A 14,891-nucleotide genomic window follows, 5' to 3' on the forward strand; every position below is an offset into this window, starting at 1 on the left:
TCATGAGCACACACGAACGAATGGTCTTGGATATTTGTGCCGCCCGAGCGGGACGTGGCTGGGCAACAGGATGCGCTGCCGCCGGTAGCAGGTCGGCGTCGTCCCGCTGAAAGCCCGGAATTCCCGCACGAAATGGGACTGGTCGAAATACCCTAGGTCGGCGGCGATGCGGGCGCCGGGCGTGCCGTCACCAAGGCGCTTCAGCGCGGCTTGGAAGCGCCGGGCACGGGCAAATTCCTTTGGGGGCAAGCCAGCTTCGGCGCGGAACAGGGCGATGAGCCGCTTGGTGGACAGTCCGGTCATGCGGCGGACGTCAGCCAGTCGAATCGAGGGATCGGCCTCGACCGCAGCCATCGCGGCGGCGACGCCGGGATGGCGATGCACCGACGAGCGCGCCTGCGCGAGCATGAACTGCTCCAGCAGACGAAACCTGGCCGGGACGGACGGTGCCTCGATCAGGCGCTCGTGCAAGTCGCGTCCTTGCCGTCCCCAGATCTCACCGACGCCCACGGGTCCATCCGCCAGGTCGCCCAACGGTATGCCCAGAAACGGAAATGCGCCCCCGGGCCGGAAATGGATGGCCACGACGGGCTCGTCGGCAGCGATGTCCGAGACGTAGGGCGTGTTCTGTGATCCCGTGATGAAGGCAGGCGGAACGCTCATCTCGGTGGTGCCGTCGGCGGCATAGAGGTCCAGTTGCTGGCGGTGGCCGACGTCGAAGACGATCGTCACCGCGCCGCGCGGCAGCGCCCGGCTTCGGTAGGTGGCCCCGCGATGGAGCCAATGCCCGAAGAATTCGATATGGTCCGCCAGCTCAGAGCGCGGGCGGTACAGCCGGGGCCCCGAGCCCATCAGCGGACCCGGTTCACATCGCGTTGGACACCGGCCACAGATGACATTCTCGCACTTCGCTCGACGCCCACATCTTTTGGATTCGGTGTGCGCCCGTCAGCGGAACAGGCTTATGCCGTAGTCGGTTTCAAACATCGGTCGACGGGCCGCCCGATTTTTCCGCCAGCGCCTGCTGCCGCGCCCGCGAGCCGGCCAATAGAGCTCGAGCCCGAAGGCGCGACCCGCAGAACGGTCGGGTGCTTCATCGAAAGAGTTATCGAAAGAGTTGTCGAGAGAGTTGGAGACGGCCGGGTTACCCCTCGAAAGCTCGGCCGTCCCAACGTCTTGGTGCCCGCTCAACAGGGCACTGCGGCGGACTCGAACAACCGACCCCATTCGTGCCGCGCCGCGGACTGGGCGTCGGCGAAACTGGGTGTCTGTTGACCGTCGCCGGCCAGGTGCACCAGCGCCCATGCCATCGCGAACACCGGAACCTTGTGCCGCAATGCCGCACTGTGCAATTCGTCCAGGGCGGCCTCCGAGGGGCACCGGCGCAGGCCGATGAGGATGCCCCGCGCGGTGTCGAGGATGCGACCGGAGTGCGGGCCGCACGAAGTCTGGGCGGGAACCCAGTTCGATGTCATGCTGTGGATACCTCCTGCGGCGCCGTCAATGAATCCGCCACTCACGTACCGGACGAGGAATTCGTGTGTGCTACGCATCGTCGCGGCCGCATACCTCAAAAGCGCCCTGTGCCATGATTTGTCGATGGCCTGCGTTCTGCCAGACCGCGGGAGACATTGATATCCGCCCGTGACCCTTTCGGAATCGGCTGCTAACCACGGAATCCGCGACGCGTGGTATCGAAACAGATTGCGAATCCCGCGATTAGGTCGCTCCCCCGCGCGCGGCCTTAGAGAATCGCCCCGAGCTCCTTGGCCTTGGCGATGTCGTCCCAATCGACGTCGAGCTCCAGCAGGATCTCCTCGGTGTGCTGGCCGTGTTCGGGTGCACGCGCGGGCGCCGGCGGGGTTTCGTCGAATTGCACCGGGGCGGCGACGATCCGGTACTTCTCGCCGTGGTCGTCCACGTTGGTCACCACGTATCCGTTGGGCTCGACCTGCGGGTCGTTGAGGGTCTCCCGCGGCGTCGCCAGGGCGCCCCACACGCCGGGTTCGTCCGCAAGCACACGTTGCCAGTGCGCGAGGTCGTGGCGGGCGAACGCATCCGCGAAGAGTTCGGTCGCCGCGGCCGCGTTGGCGATCAGGTTGCTCGACGGGACAAATCGCTCGTCGTCGGCCAGCTCGGCCAGGCCCATACGCCGGCAGAAGCCCACCCAAAACTTGTCCGGCTGCAGGAAGACCAGTTGGATCCACCTGCCGTCCTTGGTCTTGTAGCGGTTGACGAGCGGGTTGATGGCCAGCCCCGGCGGGGCGCCCGGAATCCCGTCGATGTCGAAGAAGTCGGCGGCCGAAATGGACGGCGCTATCGACCACATCGCCTGGGCCAGCAGCGAGGAGTCGACGATCGTGGGCTCGCCGGTGCGTTCGCGGTGGAACAGGGCGGCGCAGACACCGCCGGCCAGTGTCGCCCCACCCTGCAGGTCACCGAAACCCGGCCCCTGAACCGCCGGGGTCTCGGTGCCGAACGGTGTGAGCGTGTACGCGACCCCGCCCCGCGCGAGGTACGTCGCGGCGTCGAATCCGCCCCTGTCCCGGTCCGGTCCCCGCACGCCCAGCCCGGTGCCGCGCGCGATGATGATCTTCGGGTTGAACGAGCGGATGTCGTCGACGGTCAGGCGGGCCCGCTCGAGCGCGCCCGGAAGCCAATTGGTCAAGAAGACGTCCGCGCTGGCCAGCAGCCGGCCGAACAGCTCACGGCCGGTCGCCGATTTGATGTCGATCCCGATGCTGCGCTTCCCGCGGTTGCCCAACTCGAGGATGAAGTCGGCGTCGGGGCGGGCGGCTTGCCGGGTGAAACCTCCGACGACCAGCGCGCGGCCCGGGTCGCCCGAGGTGACACCCTCCACCTTGATGACGTCGGCGCCCCAGTCCGACAGGGCCGCACCGGCCGACGGCACGTACGTCCACGACGCCAATTCCACCACCCGCACGCCGCGCAGTACCCCGTCGGACATCGCCAATCCCCTCGCTCGCCGCCATTCCTTGCTATTTTAGATATTCTAGCTAGTCTTGGGCGTAGTGATAGCCCATCCGCAGGTCAGCGCAGTTTTTCCGGGAAGAGATGCGATGGAGCCGGCCGAAGGTCTCGTTTCGCCAACCGCCGCGGTGATCGCGCGCCCCGCCACCGCCCAGACGGGTGACCGGCCCCCTCATCCTCGCCCGGGCCCGCTGCCGTCACACCGAATACCGTTGGGCCCCAATGTGAATCGCGACGTAGCCGGACGGACGAAGGGCGGCCGATGGGCAGAGTAGCGGGCAAGGTGGCCGTCATCAGCGGCGCCGCACGCGGCCAGGGCCGCTCGCACGCGCGGATGCTGGCCGCCGAGGGCGCGGACATCATCGCGGTGGATTTGTGTGCCGACATCGAAACCAACGAATACCCCCTGGCCCGTCCGGAGGACCTCGACGAGACGGCGCGGCTGGTCGAAAAGGAAGGGCAACGCGCGTACACGGCGGTCGCGGACGTTCGCGACCGCGTGGCCTTGTCCGCCGCCATCGATGCCGGCGTCGCCGAGTTCGGGCATCTGGACGTCGTGGTCGCCAACGCGGGCATCTGCCCCCTGACCGCGGGTCTGCCGCCGCAAGCCTTCGCCGACGCGGTGGACGTGGATCTCATCGGCGTGCTGAACCTGGTGCACGCGAGCCTCAAACACCTGCGCTCCGGCGCGTCGATCATCGTCATCGGCTCCAACGCGGCGTTCATGTCATCGATGAATACCAGCGGGATCGACGGTGGCCCCGGCGGGGCCGGGTACGCCTTCGCGAAACTGGCTGCCGCACACTACGTCAACGACTTCGCGTTGGCGCTGGCCCGGTTTTCCATCCGGATGAACGCTGTGCATCCGACGAACGTCAACACCGACATGCTGCACAGCCCACCGATGTATCGCGCCTTCCGGCCCGATCTGGCGGAGCCGACTCGCGAGGATGCCGAGCCGGTGTTCCCGCTCGTGCAGGCGATGCCGGTCCCCTACGTCGAGCCCGAAGACATCAGCGAGGCGGTGCTGTTCCTCGCCTCGGACGCGGCGCGCTACATCACCGGACAGCAGTTGCGCGTCGACGCCGGGGGCTTCCTCAAGGTCAAACCCTGGTCGGGAGCGTGATGACCACCGAACACGATGCACCGCAATCGGTCTCGCAGGGCGTCGAGCGTCGCCTGTACGAATTGATGGTGCTGATGAAGGCGGCCGACGATCGATTGTCCAAGGGCATCGGCACCGGCGAGTTCATGTGCGTGTACTGGCCCTCGCGGGGCCAGGAGGCGATCGCCGCAGCGATGGGCGTGGCGCTGCGGCCCGACGACCAGCTGGTGACGACCTACCGCGGCCTGCACGACCTGATCGGCAAGGGCGTCCCGCTCGAGGAGATCTACGGCGAGATGATGGGCCGCACGGTGGGCGCCGGCCGGGGCAAGGGCGGCACCATGCACATCGCCAATCCCGCCAAGGGCGTGATGCTTTCGACGGGCATCGTCGGCGCTGGGCCACCCGTGGCCGTCGGGCTGGCGATGGCCGCCAAACGCAAGGGCATCGACCGCGTCACGGTGGTCAGCTTCGGCGACGGCGCCACGAACACCGGCTCGTTTCACGAGGCCGCCAACATGGCCGCGCTGTGGGACCTGCCGCTCGTTTTCGTCTGCCAGAACAACCTCTACGCCGAGATGACACCGACATCGGACACCATGAAGCTCGAACACGTCGCCGACCGGGCCGCCGGCTACGGCATGCCGGGCGTGCGCGTCGACGGCAACGACCCGCTCGCGGTGAAAGCGGCGCTCGACGACGCGCTGCGGCGGGCGCGCGACGGAGGCGGCCCCACCTTCATCGAGTGCGTCACGTTCCGCTTCCGCGGCCATTACTTCGGCGACCGGACGCCCTACATCCCCGCCGAACAACTCGAGGCGGCGCTGGCCGCCGACCCGGTGCCCCGGTTCCGCAGCCACCTGGAAGGGACCGGCGTCTGCGATCACGACGATCTCGTCCGCATCGACAGCGACGCGGCGGCCGCGGTGGAGGCGGCCCTGCGGACCGTGCTGGGCGCGGACTCCCCGTCGATCGACGAACTCGACCGCGACGTATACGTCGCCCCGATCGCGTTCCCGGTGTAAGCGCATGGACGACAAGGAGATGACCATGCGCGAGGCGCTCAACCTCGCGCTGGACCAGGCGCTCGCGGCCGACGAACGGGTGTTCCTGCTCGGGGAGGACATCGCCGATCCCGGCGCCTCCGGGCCGACGGCGGGCTTGTCGACGAAGTACGGCCACGACCGCGTCCTCGACACGCCGATCTCGGAGGCCGCGATCGTGGGCGCGGCCATCGGCGCGGCGATCGACGGGCTGCTGCCCGTCGCCGAGATCATGATCATGGATTTCATCGGGATCGCCGCCGATCAGCTGATCAACAACGCCGCCAAGCTGAGGTTCATGACCGCCGGGCGCACGTCGGCGCCCATCACCGTCCGCACCCAGGTATATGCCGGATTGGCCACGGGCGCAACGCATTCGCAGAGCCTCGAGGCGTGGTTCATGCACATCCCCGGGATGAAGGTGATCGTGCCCTCCACCCCACGCGACGGCAAGGGGCTGCTGACCGCGGCGATCTTCGACCCGGATCCGTGCCTGTTCGTCGAAACGATCCGGTTGCAGAGCAAGAAGGGCCCCGTCCCCACCGAGCCCGGGTTCTCCATCCCGCTCGGGCAGGCCGACATCAAGCGGCCGGGCACCGACGTCAGCGTGATCGCCTACGGCCGCTGCGTGCACGACGCGCTGAGCGCCGCGGACACGCTGGGCGAGCGGGGTGTCAGCGCCGAGGTGATCGACCTGCGCACCCTGGTGCCGCTCGACGTCGACACCATCGTGGGGTCCGTGCGCCGCACGCGCCGAGCCGTGATCGTCCATGACGCCGTGCAATTCGCGGGCCCCGGGGCGGAGATCGCCGCGATCCTGCACGCACAACTCTTCGGGGAACTCGCCGCGCCGGTCGAGCGGGTCGCCGCGCGATTCGTCCCCAACCCGGCCGCGGCGGCGCTCGAGGCCCAGGTGTACCCGTCGCCGGCGCGGATCGTCGAAGCGGCCCTGCGCACCTGCGAGAGGGCGAAGGTGCATGGCTGACTTCATCATTCGCATCCCCCGGGTCTCGGTGGCGGTCTCGGAGGCCGAACTGACCGGGCTGCTCGTCGGCGCCGGCGAACACGTCGAGGCGGGCACGCCGATCTACGTCATCGCCACCGAGAAGGTCGAGCAGGAGATCGAAGCGGGGGCGACGGGGACCGTGCGGTGGACGGGCCAGGTCGGGACCACCTACGACATCGGCGCCGAAATCGGCGTCATCTCGTCATAACGAAGAAAGGTATCCCATGGATCTCAACGAGACCCGCGAGAGAATCATCTACGAAAAGGACGGCCCCATCGCCCGCGTCACCCTGAACTGGCCGGAGAAGGCCAACGCGCAGGACCAGAAGCTGGCCGAGGAGGTCGACGCGGCGCTGGCCGACGCCGACCGCGACTACGACATCAAGGTGCTCATCCTCAAGGCCAATGGCAAGGGCTTCTGCTCGGGCCACGCGATCGGCAACAACGCCGTCGACTACCCGTTGTTCGTTGAGAACGCCATGGTCACCGGCCATCCGTGGAAAGCCCAGAGCGACTTGTTCGTCAAGCCGACATTGAACCTGTGGGAATTCTCCAAACCCACCATCGCCCAGGTGCACGGCTACTGCGTGGGCGGCGGCACGCACATGGGCCTGACCACCGACATCGTCATCGCCTCCGAGGACGCCTACTTCTCCTACCCGCCGCTGCAGGGGTTCGGCATGCCGTCGGGCGAATGTTCCATCGAGCCATGGGTTTTCATGAACTGGCGGCGCGCCGCCTACTACCTGTTCACCGCCGAGGTGATCGACGCCAGGAAGGCGCTGGAAGTCGGCCTCGTCAACGAAGTGGTCAAGCGTGAGGACCTCGACGACCGGGTCGACGCGATCGCCCGCCACATCGCCCAGGCGCCGCTGACGACGCTGATGCTCACCAAGGCCAACCTCAAACGGGCCTGGGAGCTGATGGGCATGCGAGTCCACTGGCAGAGCTCCAACGACCTCGTCGCGCTCGCCTCGATCAGCAAGGACGTGCAGCAGCTGATTCAGACCGTCTTCAAGGACAAGGTGTTGCCCTTCGAGCACGCCCGCCGCCAGGCCGCCGCGGCCGCCCAGACCGACGGCGCCGCAACCACTTAAGGGTCGCCGGTGAACATCGCCGACCACGCCCGCAGTGCCGCGCAGTCGCCGGCACTCATCGTCGCGGACGGTGACGCGATCTCGTACGCCCAGCTGCATGCCCGCAGCCGGCGGGTCGCCGCGCTGCTGCACGACGCCGGCCTGCGTCGCGGCGACGGCATCGCGCTGGTTCTGCCGAACAGAGCCGAATTCCTCGAAATCACCTGGGGCGCTCAGCTTTCCAGCCTCTACTACACCCCCGTCAACACCCATTTCATCCCCGACGAGGTCGCCTACGTCATCGACGACTCCGACGCGAAAGCGGTCTTTGTCGACGCCTCGATGCCCGAACTGGCCGCACACCTCCGTTCCGCCAACGCCGCGCCGATCACCCACATCGCCGTCGGGGGGTCGATGGCCGGCTGGCAGTCGTATGAGGACGCGCTGGCCTCGGCCGGCGAAGCGCCGCCGGTGTCGGACGGGTCGGAGATGCTGTATTCGTCGGGCACCACGGGGCGCCCCAAGGCGGTGCGGCGGCCGCTGCCCGAGGACGGCAACGGGTCCTGGGCGCAGGCGGTGCTGGAGCTGGCGCTGATCCACAAATACGGGATGAGCCCCTCGAGTGTGTACCTGTCCCCCGCGCCGCTGTATCACGCGGCCGGAGTGAACTACACCATGGCGGCCAACCGCGTCGGCGCCGCATCGATCCTGCTGCGCAGGTTCGACGCCGAGACCGTGCTGCGGCTGATCGAGGAGCACCGGGTGACCCACGCCCAGTTCGTGCCGACGATGTTCGTGCGCATGCTCAAGCTGCCCGCGAAAGTCCGGGACAGGTACGACGTTTCGAGCCTGCGGTGCGTCATCCACGCCGCCGCGCCCTGTCCCGTCGACGTCAAACGCCGCATGATGGAGTGGTTCGGACCGATCATCCACGAATACTACGGAGGCACCGAAGGATTCGCCGGAACGACGATCGGGCCACGGGAATGGCTCGCCCACCCCGGCTCGGTGGGCATCCCGATGGCCCCGGTGCACGTGCTCGACGAGGACGGGCGGGAGCTCCCCGTCGGCGAATCGGGCGAGCTGTATTTCGAAGGTGGACCGGACTTCGCGTACTTCAAGGACCCCGCCAAGACCGCGTCGGTGTGCAACGACCGCGGCTGGCGCTCGCTCGGCGACATGGGATACGTCGACCGAGACGGCTACCTGTACCTCACCGACCGGTCGACGTTCACGATCGTCTCCGGCGGGGTCAACATCTACCCGCAAGAGGCGGAGAACCTGCTCGTCATGCATCCGAAGCTGGTCGACGCGGCCGTGTTCGGGGTCCCCAACGGGGAATTCGGCGAAGAGGTCAAGGCCGTCGTGCAGCCCGCCGACGGCGTGGTCGCGGGGCCGGAGCTCGAAGCCGAACTCATCGACTACTGCCGGGCCCACCTGGCCGGCTACAAGTGCCCGCGCAGCGTGGAATTCGACGCGGAGCTGCCGCGGGACCCGAACGGAAAGCTCTACAAGAGGCGCATCCGCGAACGGTTCTGGCAGGGACGGGTATCGCGGATCGTGTGAACGAGGATGGCTATGAACGCTAGGAACGTACCGTGGGCGGTTCGGACCGCCGATCGGATCCCCAAACAGCGCTACTACGACCCCGAGTTCTACGCGCTGGAAGCCGAGATGTTGTGGCCCCGCATGTGGCAAATGGCGTGCCGGCTCGAGGAGATCCCCAAGCCCGGCGACTTCGTCGAATACGAAATCCTCGACCAGTCCGTCATCGTGGCGCGGGTGGACAACCACACCGTGCGCGCGTATCACAACGCCTGCCGGCATCGCGGCGTGAAGCTGGTGGAGGGCAACGGGAATCGGCGCACCTTCGTGTGCCCGTTCCACGGCTGGTGCTGGGGCCTCGACGGCCACAACACGTTCGTGCTGCGTCCCGAAGCGTTCGCCGAGGAAAACCTGAGCGCCGACGACCTTCGGCTCGTTGCGGTGCGATGCGAGCTCTGGGGCGGTTGCGCGTGGATCAACCTCGACGACGACGCGCCGGCGCTGCGGGACTGGATGGAGCCGTTCGCGTCGGTCTACGACGCCTGGCAGGTCGACTCGCTGCGCGTCGAGTGGTGGCAATCGTGCCGGCTGCCCGTGAACTGGAAGCTGGCCGCGGCGGCGTTCATGGAGGGCTATCACGTCCCGCAAACCCACCCTCAGTTGCTGCCGTCCGCGCAGCCGGGTGAAGTCGCCGCGACGGTGCACCCGGTCGTCGCGAGCAGCCTGTATTTCATGCGCACCCTCGGCGACGGCATGGGCGGGATGACGCACGAAAACGACATCCGGATCGCCGAGGGCCTGCAGAACATCGAGCTGCCGCCCGACCCGGCGGCGGCAATGGCCGCGTGGCGCAGCGCCCTCAACGACGCCGTCGTCGCCTGGCATCGGGCGCGCGGCAGCGGCATGCCCGACCTCAACGAGCTGGTCCGCCGCGGCATCACCGACGCGATCGGGTTCGCCTTCCCGCACTACTTCATCCTGCCGACCTACAGCAGCGCGTCGTCGTACCGGATCCGGCCGCTGGGACCCGAGGACACCTTGTTCGAGATCTGGTCCCTCACCCGGTTTCCCAACGACGCATCGGCGGGTAAACCGACGCCCCCGGTACCGATGGCGCCCGACGACCGGCGCTGGCCGCCGATCCCCGCCCAGGACTTCTCCAACCTGCCGAGGCAACAAAAGGGGTTGCATTCCAAGGGCTTTGACTTCATGCGGCTGTCCAACCAGATCGAAGGATTGATCTCCAACTTCGAGCGTGTCATCGACGGCTTCCTGGCCGGGCTGCCGTACGACGCGCTGGTGCCCGCGATCCAGAAGACCAACACCACCATCGACGTGCCGATCGCCGATCTCGGCTTCACGACGAGCCCCGTGGAGGCGCGATGAGCCCGCAGTGGGACCGCTCCGTGGACCTGCTCATCGCGGGCAGCGGCGGGGGCGGCATGGTCGCCGGCCTGGCCGCCCTGGACTGCGGGCTCGAACCCCTCATCATCGAAAAGCAGTCACTGGTCGGCGGTTCGACGGGGCTGTCCGGCGGCATCGTCTGGCTGCCCAACAACCCGTTGATGCGGGCCGGCGGCATCGCCGACTCGCACGAGGACGGGCTGGCCTACTTGGCCGACGTGGTCGGCGACATCGGCGCGGCGTCCTCGCCCGAGCGGCGCGAAACGTTCCTGCGGGCCGGCCACGAGATGATCAACTTCCTCACCCGCAAGGGCGTGCGACTGATCCGATGTGCGGGCTGGAGCGACTACTACCCGAACCACAAGGGCGGCAACGCGTCCGGCCGCGCGGTCGAGGGCATCCCTTTCGACGCCGCACAGTTGGGTGATTGGCGCGACAAGGTGCAGCCGCCGCTGGCCAAGAATTACGGATACGTGGTGCTGACCAACGAATTGCGGTCGGTTCAATACTTCAACCGCTCACCGCGCGCCTTCGCCGTGGCGGCCCGGGTGTTCCTGCGCACCGCGGCCGCGCGTGCCCGCCGGCGCCAGATCCTCACCAACGGCGCATCGCTGATCGGTCAAATGCTCAAGGCGCTGACGGATCTCAGCGACGGGCACCCCCCGTTGTGGACCAACGCCGCGATGGCCGACCTCGTCGTCGAGGACGGCCGTGTGGTGGGCGCGCGCATCGTGCGCGACGGCACGCCGTTGCACGTCGAGGCGCGCAAGGGAGTCCTGCTGGCCGCGGGCGGATTCGGCCACAACAAGGAGATGCGCCGCCGCTACAGCGGCGACCAGCCCAACGAAGGGCAGTGGTCGATCGCCAACGCCGGGGACACCGGTGAGGCGCTCGAGGCGGCGATGCGTTTGGGCGCCAAGACCGATCTGCTCGACGAGGCCTGGTGGCTGCCTTCGGTTTTCATCGCCAACGGCGGCGCGGTCGCCGCCTCGCTGGGCTCGGGCCGCCAGCGACCCGGCGCCATCTACGTCGACCCGAGCGGCCGCAGGTTCTGCAACGAGTCGAACTCCTACGTCGAGGTCGGCAAAGCGATGTACGCCAACAAGGCCGTGCCCTGCTGGATGATCTTCGACGAGGGATACGTCCGCAGATACGTCACCAGCGCCAACCCGCTCAAGCGCAACCAGCCGTTGCCGCCGGAACTGATCGAGTCCGGCGCCGTGAAGCGCGCGCCGACCATCGCGGAGCTGGCCGGCGAAATCGGCCTTCCCGCCGACGAATTGGCCCGCACGATCCAGCGGTTCAACCGGTACGCGACCAAGGGGCTGGACCCGGACTTCGGCCGCGGCCAATCGGCCTACAACGACTGCCTCGGCGATCCGGGGTATCGGCCGAACGCCGCGATCGGGCCGCTCGACACCGCGCCGTACTACGCGACCCGCGTACTCCCGTCCGACGTCGGGACCTGCGGGGGCGTGATCACCAACGAACACGCACAAGTCCTCGACCAACGGGATCGGGTGATCGAGGGCTTGTATGCCACCGGCAACACCACGGCCACGGTGATGGGGCGGACCTATCCGGGTGCCGGGGCGAGCATCGCCAGCTCGATGGTGTTCGGGTACGTCGCCGCCCGCCACGCCGCCGGCAAGTAACGGCGAAAGGACCCGTCAGGCGGGCATTCCCGCCGAACGTGACACTGTCGCCACGCTCGACGCCGAACGTGACACTGCCGTCACGTTGGCGGGGACTCGTTTTCGCCGCGGTCGACGAATTCCCGCGGCTTCATGCCCGACCGCATGAGCTCGGCCCGCCGCGCCTGCACATCGGAGGCGGCGCCGACCATGTTCGTCAGGATGTGGCTGACCTGCAGGTGCACCCGCATGCCCATCAATTCCCAGGCGCGCTTGACGTTGTTCTTGACCGCCATCAGTGTGGTCAGCGGGATTTGGGCGATCCTGCGCGCCATCTCCTCGACGGTGTCCTCGAGCTGATCGCGTGGCACCACCCGATTGAGCAGACCCCAGTCCAGGGCCTGCTGCGCGGATAGGGTCGGCGCCAGCAGCAGCCAGTCCATGGTGCGGTGCCAGTTCATCAGCAGCCACGGCTCGATCATGGTGTGCCCGCCGGGCTCGCCGAGGCTTTGGGCAAGGGGCATCTGGAAATACGCGTCCTCGGACGCCACGCAGAAGTCGGTGAGCAACCCGAGATAGATGCCCCCGCCCATGCAATAGCCATGGATCTGCGAGATGGTCGGCTTGGGAAATTCCCATAGGTACAACGTCGGCCACAGGAACAGGTCGGCGGTGCCCTTGTAGAGATCCTCGAACGTCTCGCCGAAATCCGGATACGGGTTTTCGTCGGGGCCCCAACGGGCCACGTGCCCACCGCAGAATCCCTTGCCGTTGGCTTTGAGGATGACGACCTTGATGTCCTTGTCGCGGTCGGCCTCGTGCAGGCAGTCGTCCACCTCGGTGACCAGGATCGCGTCTTTGGTGTTGGCCTTGTCCGCCCGGTTCAGGATGATCCGCGCAATCGGCGGTTCGCGTTCATAGATGACCGCTTCGAGCTCGCGACGCTCCATGGTCGGACCATACCCTCCCGCGCCCCGCGCGCCGCCGATTTGACGGTTGCGCGATCGTGACGCGAGGAGTGAGCTGTACTGGGGCGCAGTGACGACGGATGGGGCTGGTATGGCGACTCCTCTCGACCGGGTGCAACAGCTGGATCTGGTGGCCCGGCTCAAATCCGCCTATCCCGAACTTCCGGACGCTCCCACACCGGATCTCATCGACCACAAGCGATTCACCGCCTATGTCAAGACCCCGCACGACGTCGGCGGCGAGCCGGACGCCCCGATCGAGTACGAGAACAAGCAGTACGAGATCTGGGAGCACAACACGTATGTCCTGTGCGAGGTGCTCGGCTGGCGTGGGATCTGGCTGTCCGAGGAACGGCGCCGGATGGGCAACGTCGATCTCGGCCGCACCATCTATCTCGGCCTGCCCTATTACGGGCGCTGGCTGCTGGCGGTGGCACGCGTACTCGCCGAAAAGCACCACATCGGGTTGAGCGAATTGGCCGAACGCATGGCCGAAGTCAAGGCACGCTACGCCGACGGCCTGCGCGGAAAGCCCTTGGCGGCGACGCCGAAGTTCGAGGGCGATCCCGCACCCGTCCACCGCAACCGCCACCATGTCCATGCCGTGGGCAAGGGCGACCCGCAGGTGTATGCCGGGCAGGCCGGCGCACCGAAGTTCAGCGTCGGCGACAGGGTCGTGGTGCGCGATCTCCCCGTGCTGCTCTACACCCGCACCCAGGAGTATGTGCGCGGCGCGACGGGCGAGATCGCGGTCGTGTCCTACGAAAGCCCCGCCGCCGAGGACGAGACGTGGGACGGCCCGGACCAACGGCCCGAGTGGTTCTACATCGTCCGGTTCAACCTCTCCCAGTTGTGGCACGGCTACACCGGGCCCGGCAACGACACCCTGCAGACCGAGATCCCGGAACGGTGGCTCGAATCGGCCTAGCCACGGCTGCGGCTTCGGAAGAAAGGACCACGAATGAGCGCCGACGAACACGATCACGAGCGCACCGCAGCGCCCATGGTGGACGAGATCACCGACTTCGAAGTCCTCGAGATCGCGCTGCGCGAATTGTGCATCGAGAAGGGCCTTTTCACCGCGGAGGAGCATCGACGCTTCACCGAGTTCGCCGAACAGATCGGCCCCACCCCCGCGGCGCACCTGGTGGCGCGGGCCTGGCTCGACCCCGACTACAAGGAGCTGGTCCGTTCGGACCCCCTCGCCGCGAGCAAGGAGGTGGGGGTCGACTGGCTGGAACCGACCGGCTTCGGGACGCCCAGCGACTTCACGGCTTTGCACGTCCTCGAGGACACCCCGACGCTGCACCACGTGATCGTCTGCACGCTGTGTTCGTGCTATCCGCGGCCGATTCTGGGCAACTCCCCCGAGTGGTATCGGACGCCCAACTATCGCCGCCGCATCGTCCGCTGGCCACGCCAGGTGCTCGCGGAGTTCGGCCTGATCCTGCCGGAGGACGTCGAGATCCGGGTGGAGGACTCCAACCAGAAGCACCGTTTCATGGTGCTGCCCGTCCGCCCCGACGGAACGCAGGGGTGGACCGAGGAGCAACTCGCCGAGATCGTCACGCGCGACTGCCTGATCGGTGTCGCGCTGCCCAAGCCGGGCGTGACGACCAACGCCGTCACCCGGACCCGCGCCGCCGTCCATCCCGCAGCGCCCTGAGCTTCCGATGAGCACCGCGCACACCCCACGTCCGATCGAGGACTCTACCGTCGCACCGCTGACGAAAATCGTTGCGCGCAACCAGGTCTGGAGTCGCATGGCGGCGAAGTACGGGGTCGACAACCCGGTGCCGCCCTGGCAGACGAGTCTCGACGGCATTTGTGATGCGATCGACCAAAGTCATTGCGGCGCACGGCTCCTCGGCCTTGTCGAGCGGCGCGACGACGAGGACGCGCTGTCGGCGACCCTCTACGCCGACCTGCCCTACCCGGAGAACCGGCTGGTTGCCCTGGCCCACTCGCTCGTCGCGCGCGGCGTCATCGACGAATCCGAACTCGAGGCGAGGCTGGCCGCCGTGCGCGCCAGGCTGGAATCCTGAGCGACGTCATCGCAAATAGTGAGTTGCAGCACAACAGCGCGTGTTTTTCGCTGCTGATGAGAGGCTTCGGTCGG

Annotated in this window: 15 protein-coding genes; 11 read left to right on the forward strand and 4 right to left on the reverse strand. The window is 67.5% G+C overall.

The window, feature by feature from the left end:
- The 3 genes from OCU_RS38400 to OCU_RS38410 form a co-directional block, all read right to left on the reverse strand.
- Complete coding sequence (locus OCU_RS38400) at positions 1-852, reverse strand: helix-turn-helix domain-containing protein (RefSeq protein WP_009952450.1); 852 nt, start codon at positions 850-852, stop codon at positions 1-3.
- Positions 853-1,187: 335 nt separating this feature from the next.
- Positions 1,188-1,475 (reverse strand): ANTAR domain-containing protein, encoded by a 288-nt coding sequence (locus OCU_RS38405; RefSeq protein ID WP_008257079.1) that lies wholly within the window; start codon positions 1,473-1,475, stop codon positions 1,188-1,190.
- A 269-nt stretch (positions 1,476-1,744) separates the two neighbouring features.
- Positions 1,745-2,968: a CaiB/BaiF CoA transferase family protein gene (locus tag OCU_RS38410; RefSeq protein WP_009952449.1), complete on the reverse strand. Its 1,224-nt coding sequence runs from the start codon at positions 2,966-2,968 to the stop codon at positions 1,745-1,747.
- A 285-nt stretch (positions 2,969-3,253) separates the two neighbouring features.
- Here OCU_RS38410 and OCU_RS38415 point away from each other — a divergent pair, with 285 nt between their 5' ends.
- Genes OCU_RS38415 through OCU_RS38450 form a run of 8 tightly spaced genes read left to right on the forward strand, consistent with a single transcriptional unit; the run spans position 3,254 to position 11,825 of the window.
- Entirely contained in the window at positions 3,254-4,117 is an 864-nt protein-coding gene (locus OCU_RS38415) for a mycofactocin-coupled SDR family oxidoreductase (protein WP_014384792.1), read from the forward strand.
- Positions 4,117-5,121, forward strand: coding sequence for a thiamine pyrophosphate-dependent dehydrogenase E1 component subunit alpha (locus tag OCU_RS38420; protein ID WP_179300642.1), 1,005 nt, complete (start codon positions 4,117-4,119; stop codon positions 5,119-5,121). Before OCU_RS38415 ends, OCU_RS38420 begins: the two co-directional genes overlap by 1 nt.
- Before the next feature lie 4 nt (positions 5,122-5,125).
- Positions 5,126-6,124 (forward strand): alpha-ketoacid dehydrogenase subunit beta, encoded by a 999-nt coding sequence (locus OCU_RS38425; protein WP_009952446.1) that lies wholly within the window; start codon positions 5,126-5,128, stop codon positions 6,122-6,124.
- Positions 6,117-6,353 carry a biotin/lipoyl-containing protein gene (locus OCU_RS38430; protein WP_008257090.1) on the forward strand — a complete coding sequence of 79 codons (237 nt, stop codon included), beginning with the start codon at positions 6,117-6,119 and terminating at the stop codon, positions 6,351-6,353. The genes OCU_RS38425 and OCU_RS38430 overlap by 8 nt, the downstream gene beginning before the upstream one ends.
- A 16-nt stretch (positions 6,354-6,369) precedes the next feature.
- A complete protein-coding gene (locus OCU_RS38435) occupies positions 6,370-7,242 on the forward strand; it encodes an enoyl-CoA hydratase-related protein (protein ID WP_014380208.1) in 873 nt (290 codons plus the stop codon).
- Positions 7,243-7,251: 9 nt separating this feature from the next.
- Complete coding sequence (locus OCU_RS38440) at positions 7,252-8,787, forward strand: acyl-CoA synthetase (RefSeq protein WP_014380209.1); 1,536 nt, start codon at positions 7,252-7,254, stop codon at positions 8,785-8,787.
- A 12-nt stretch (positions 8,788-8,799) separates the two neighbouring features.
- Positions 8,800-10,152, forward strand: a complete 1,353-nt coding sequence (locus tag OCU_RS38445; protein WP_014380210.1) for an aromatic ring-hydroxylating oxygenase subunit alpha — start codon at positions 8,800-8,802, stop codon at positions 10,150-10,152.
- The gene (locus tag OCU_RS38450; RefSeq protein ID WP_036459078.1) at positions 10,149-11,825 is read left to right on the forward strand and encodes an FAD-binding protein; all 1,677 of its coding nucleotides are present in this window, start codon (positions 10,149-10,151) and stop codon (positions 11,823-11,825) included. The genes OCU_RS38445 and OCU_RS38450 overlap by 4 nt, the downstream gene beginning before the upstream one ends.
- A gap of 80 nt (positions 11,826-11,905) precedes the next feature.
- Here OCU_RS38450 and OCU_RS38455 read toward each other — a convergent pair whose 3' ends face one another.
- Positions 11,906-12,754: an enoyl-CoA hydratase-related protein gene (locus OCU_RS38455; protein WP_009952438.1), complete on the reverse strand. Its 849-nt coding sequence runs from the start codon at positions 12,752-12,754 to the stop codon at positions 11,906-11,908.
- A 109-nt stretch (positions 12,755-12,863) separates the two neighbouring features.
- On the opposite strand from OCU_RS38455, the gene OCU_RS38460 reads away from it, so the two are divergent.
- The 3 genes from OCU_RS38460 to OCU_RS38470 are packed head-to-tail and all read left to right on the forward strand — an operon-like array spanning position 12,864 to position 14,817.
- Positions 12,864-13,700, forward strand: a complete 837-nt coding sequence (locus OCU_RS38460) for an SH3-like domain-containing protein (protein WP_014380212.1) — start codon at positions 12,864-12,866, stop codon at positions 13,698-13,700.
- A gap of 33 nt (positions 13,701-13,733) precedes the next feature.
- Positions 13,734-14,438, forward strand: coding sequence for a thiocyanate hydrolase subunit gamma (scnC, locus tag OCU_RS38465; protein WP_014380213.1), 705 nt, complete (start codon positions 13,734-13,736; stop codon positions 14,436-14,438).
- A 7-nt stretch (positions 14,439-14,445) separates the two neighbouring features.
- Positions 14,446-14,817: a hypothetical protein gene (locus OCU_RS38470; protein ID WP_014380214.1), complete on the forward strand. Its 372-nt coding sequence runs from the start codon at positions 14,446-14,448 to the stop codon at positions 14,815-14,817.
- Positions 14,818-14,891: the final 74 nt, after the last annotated feature.

Source organism: Mycobacterium intracellulare ATCC 13950 (assembly GCF_000277125.1).
Taxonomy (GTDB): domain Bacteria; phylum Actinomycetota; class Actinomycetes; order Mycobacteriales; family Mycobacteriaceae; genus Mycobacterium; species Mycobacterium intracellulare.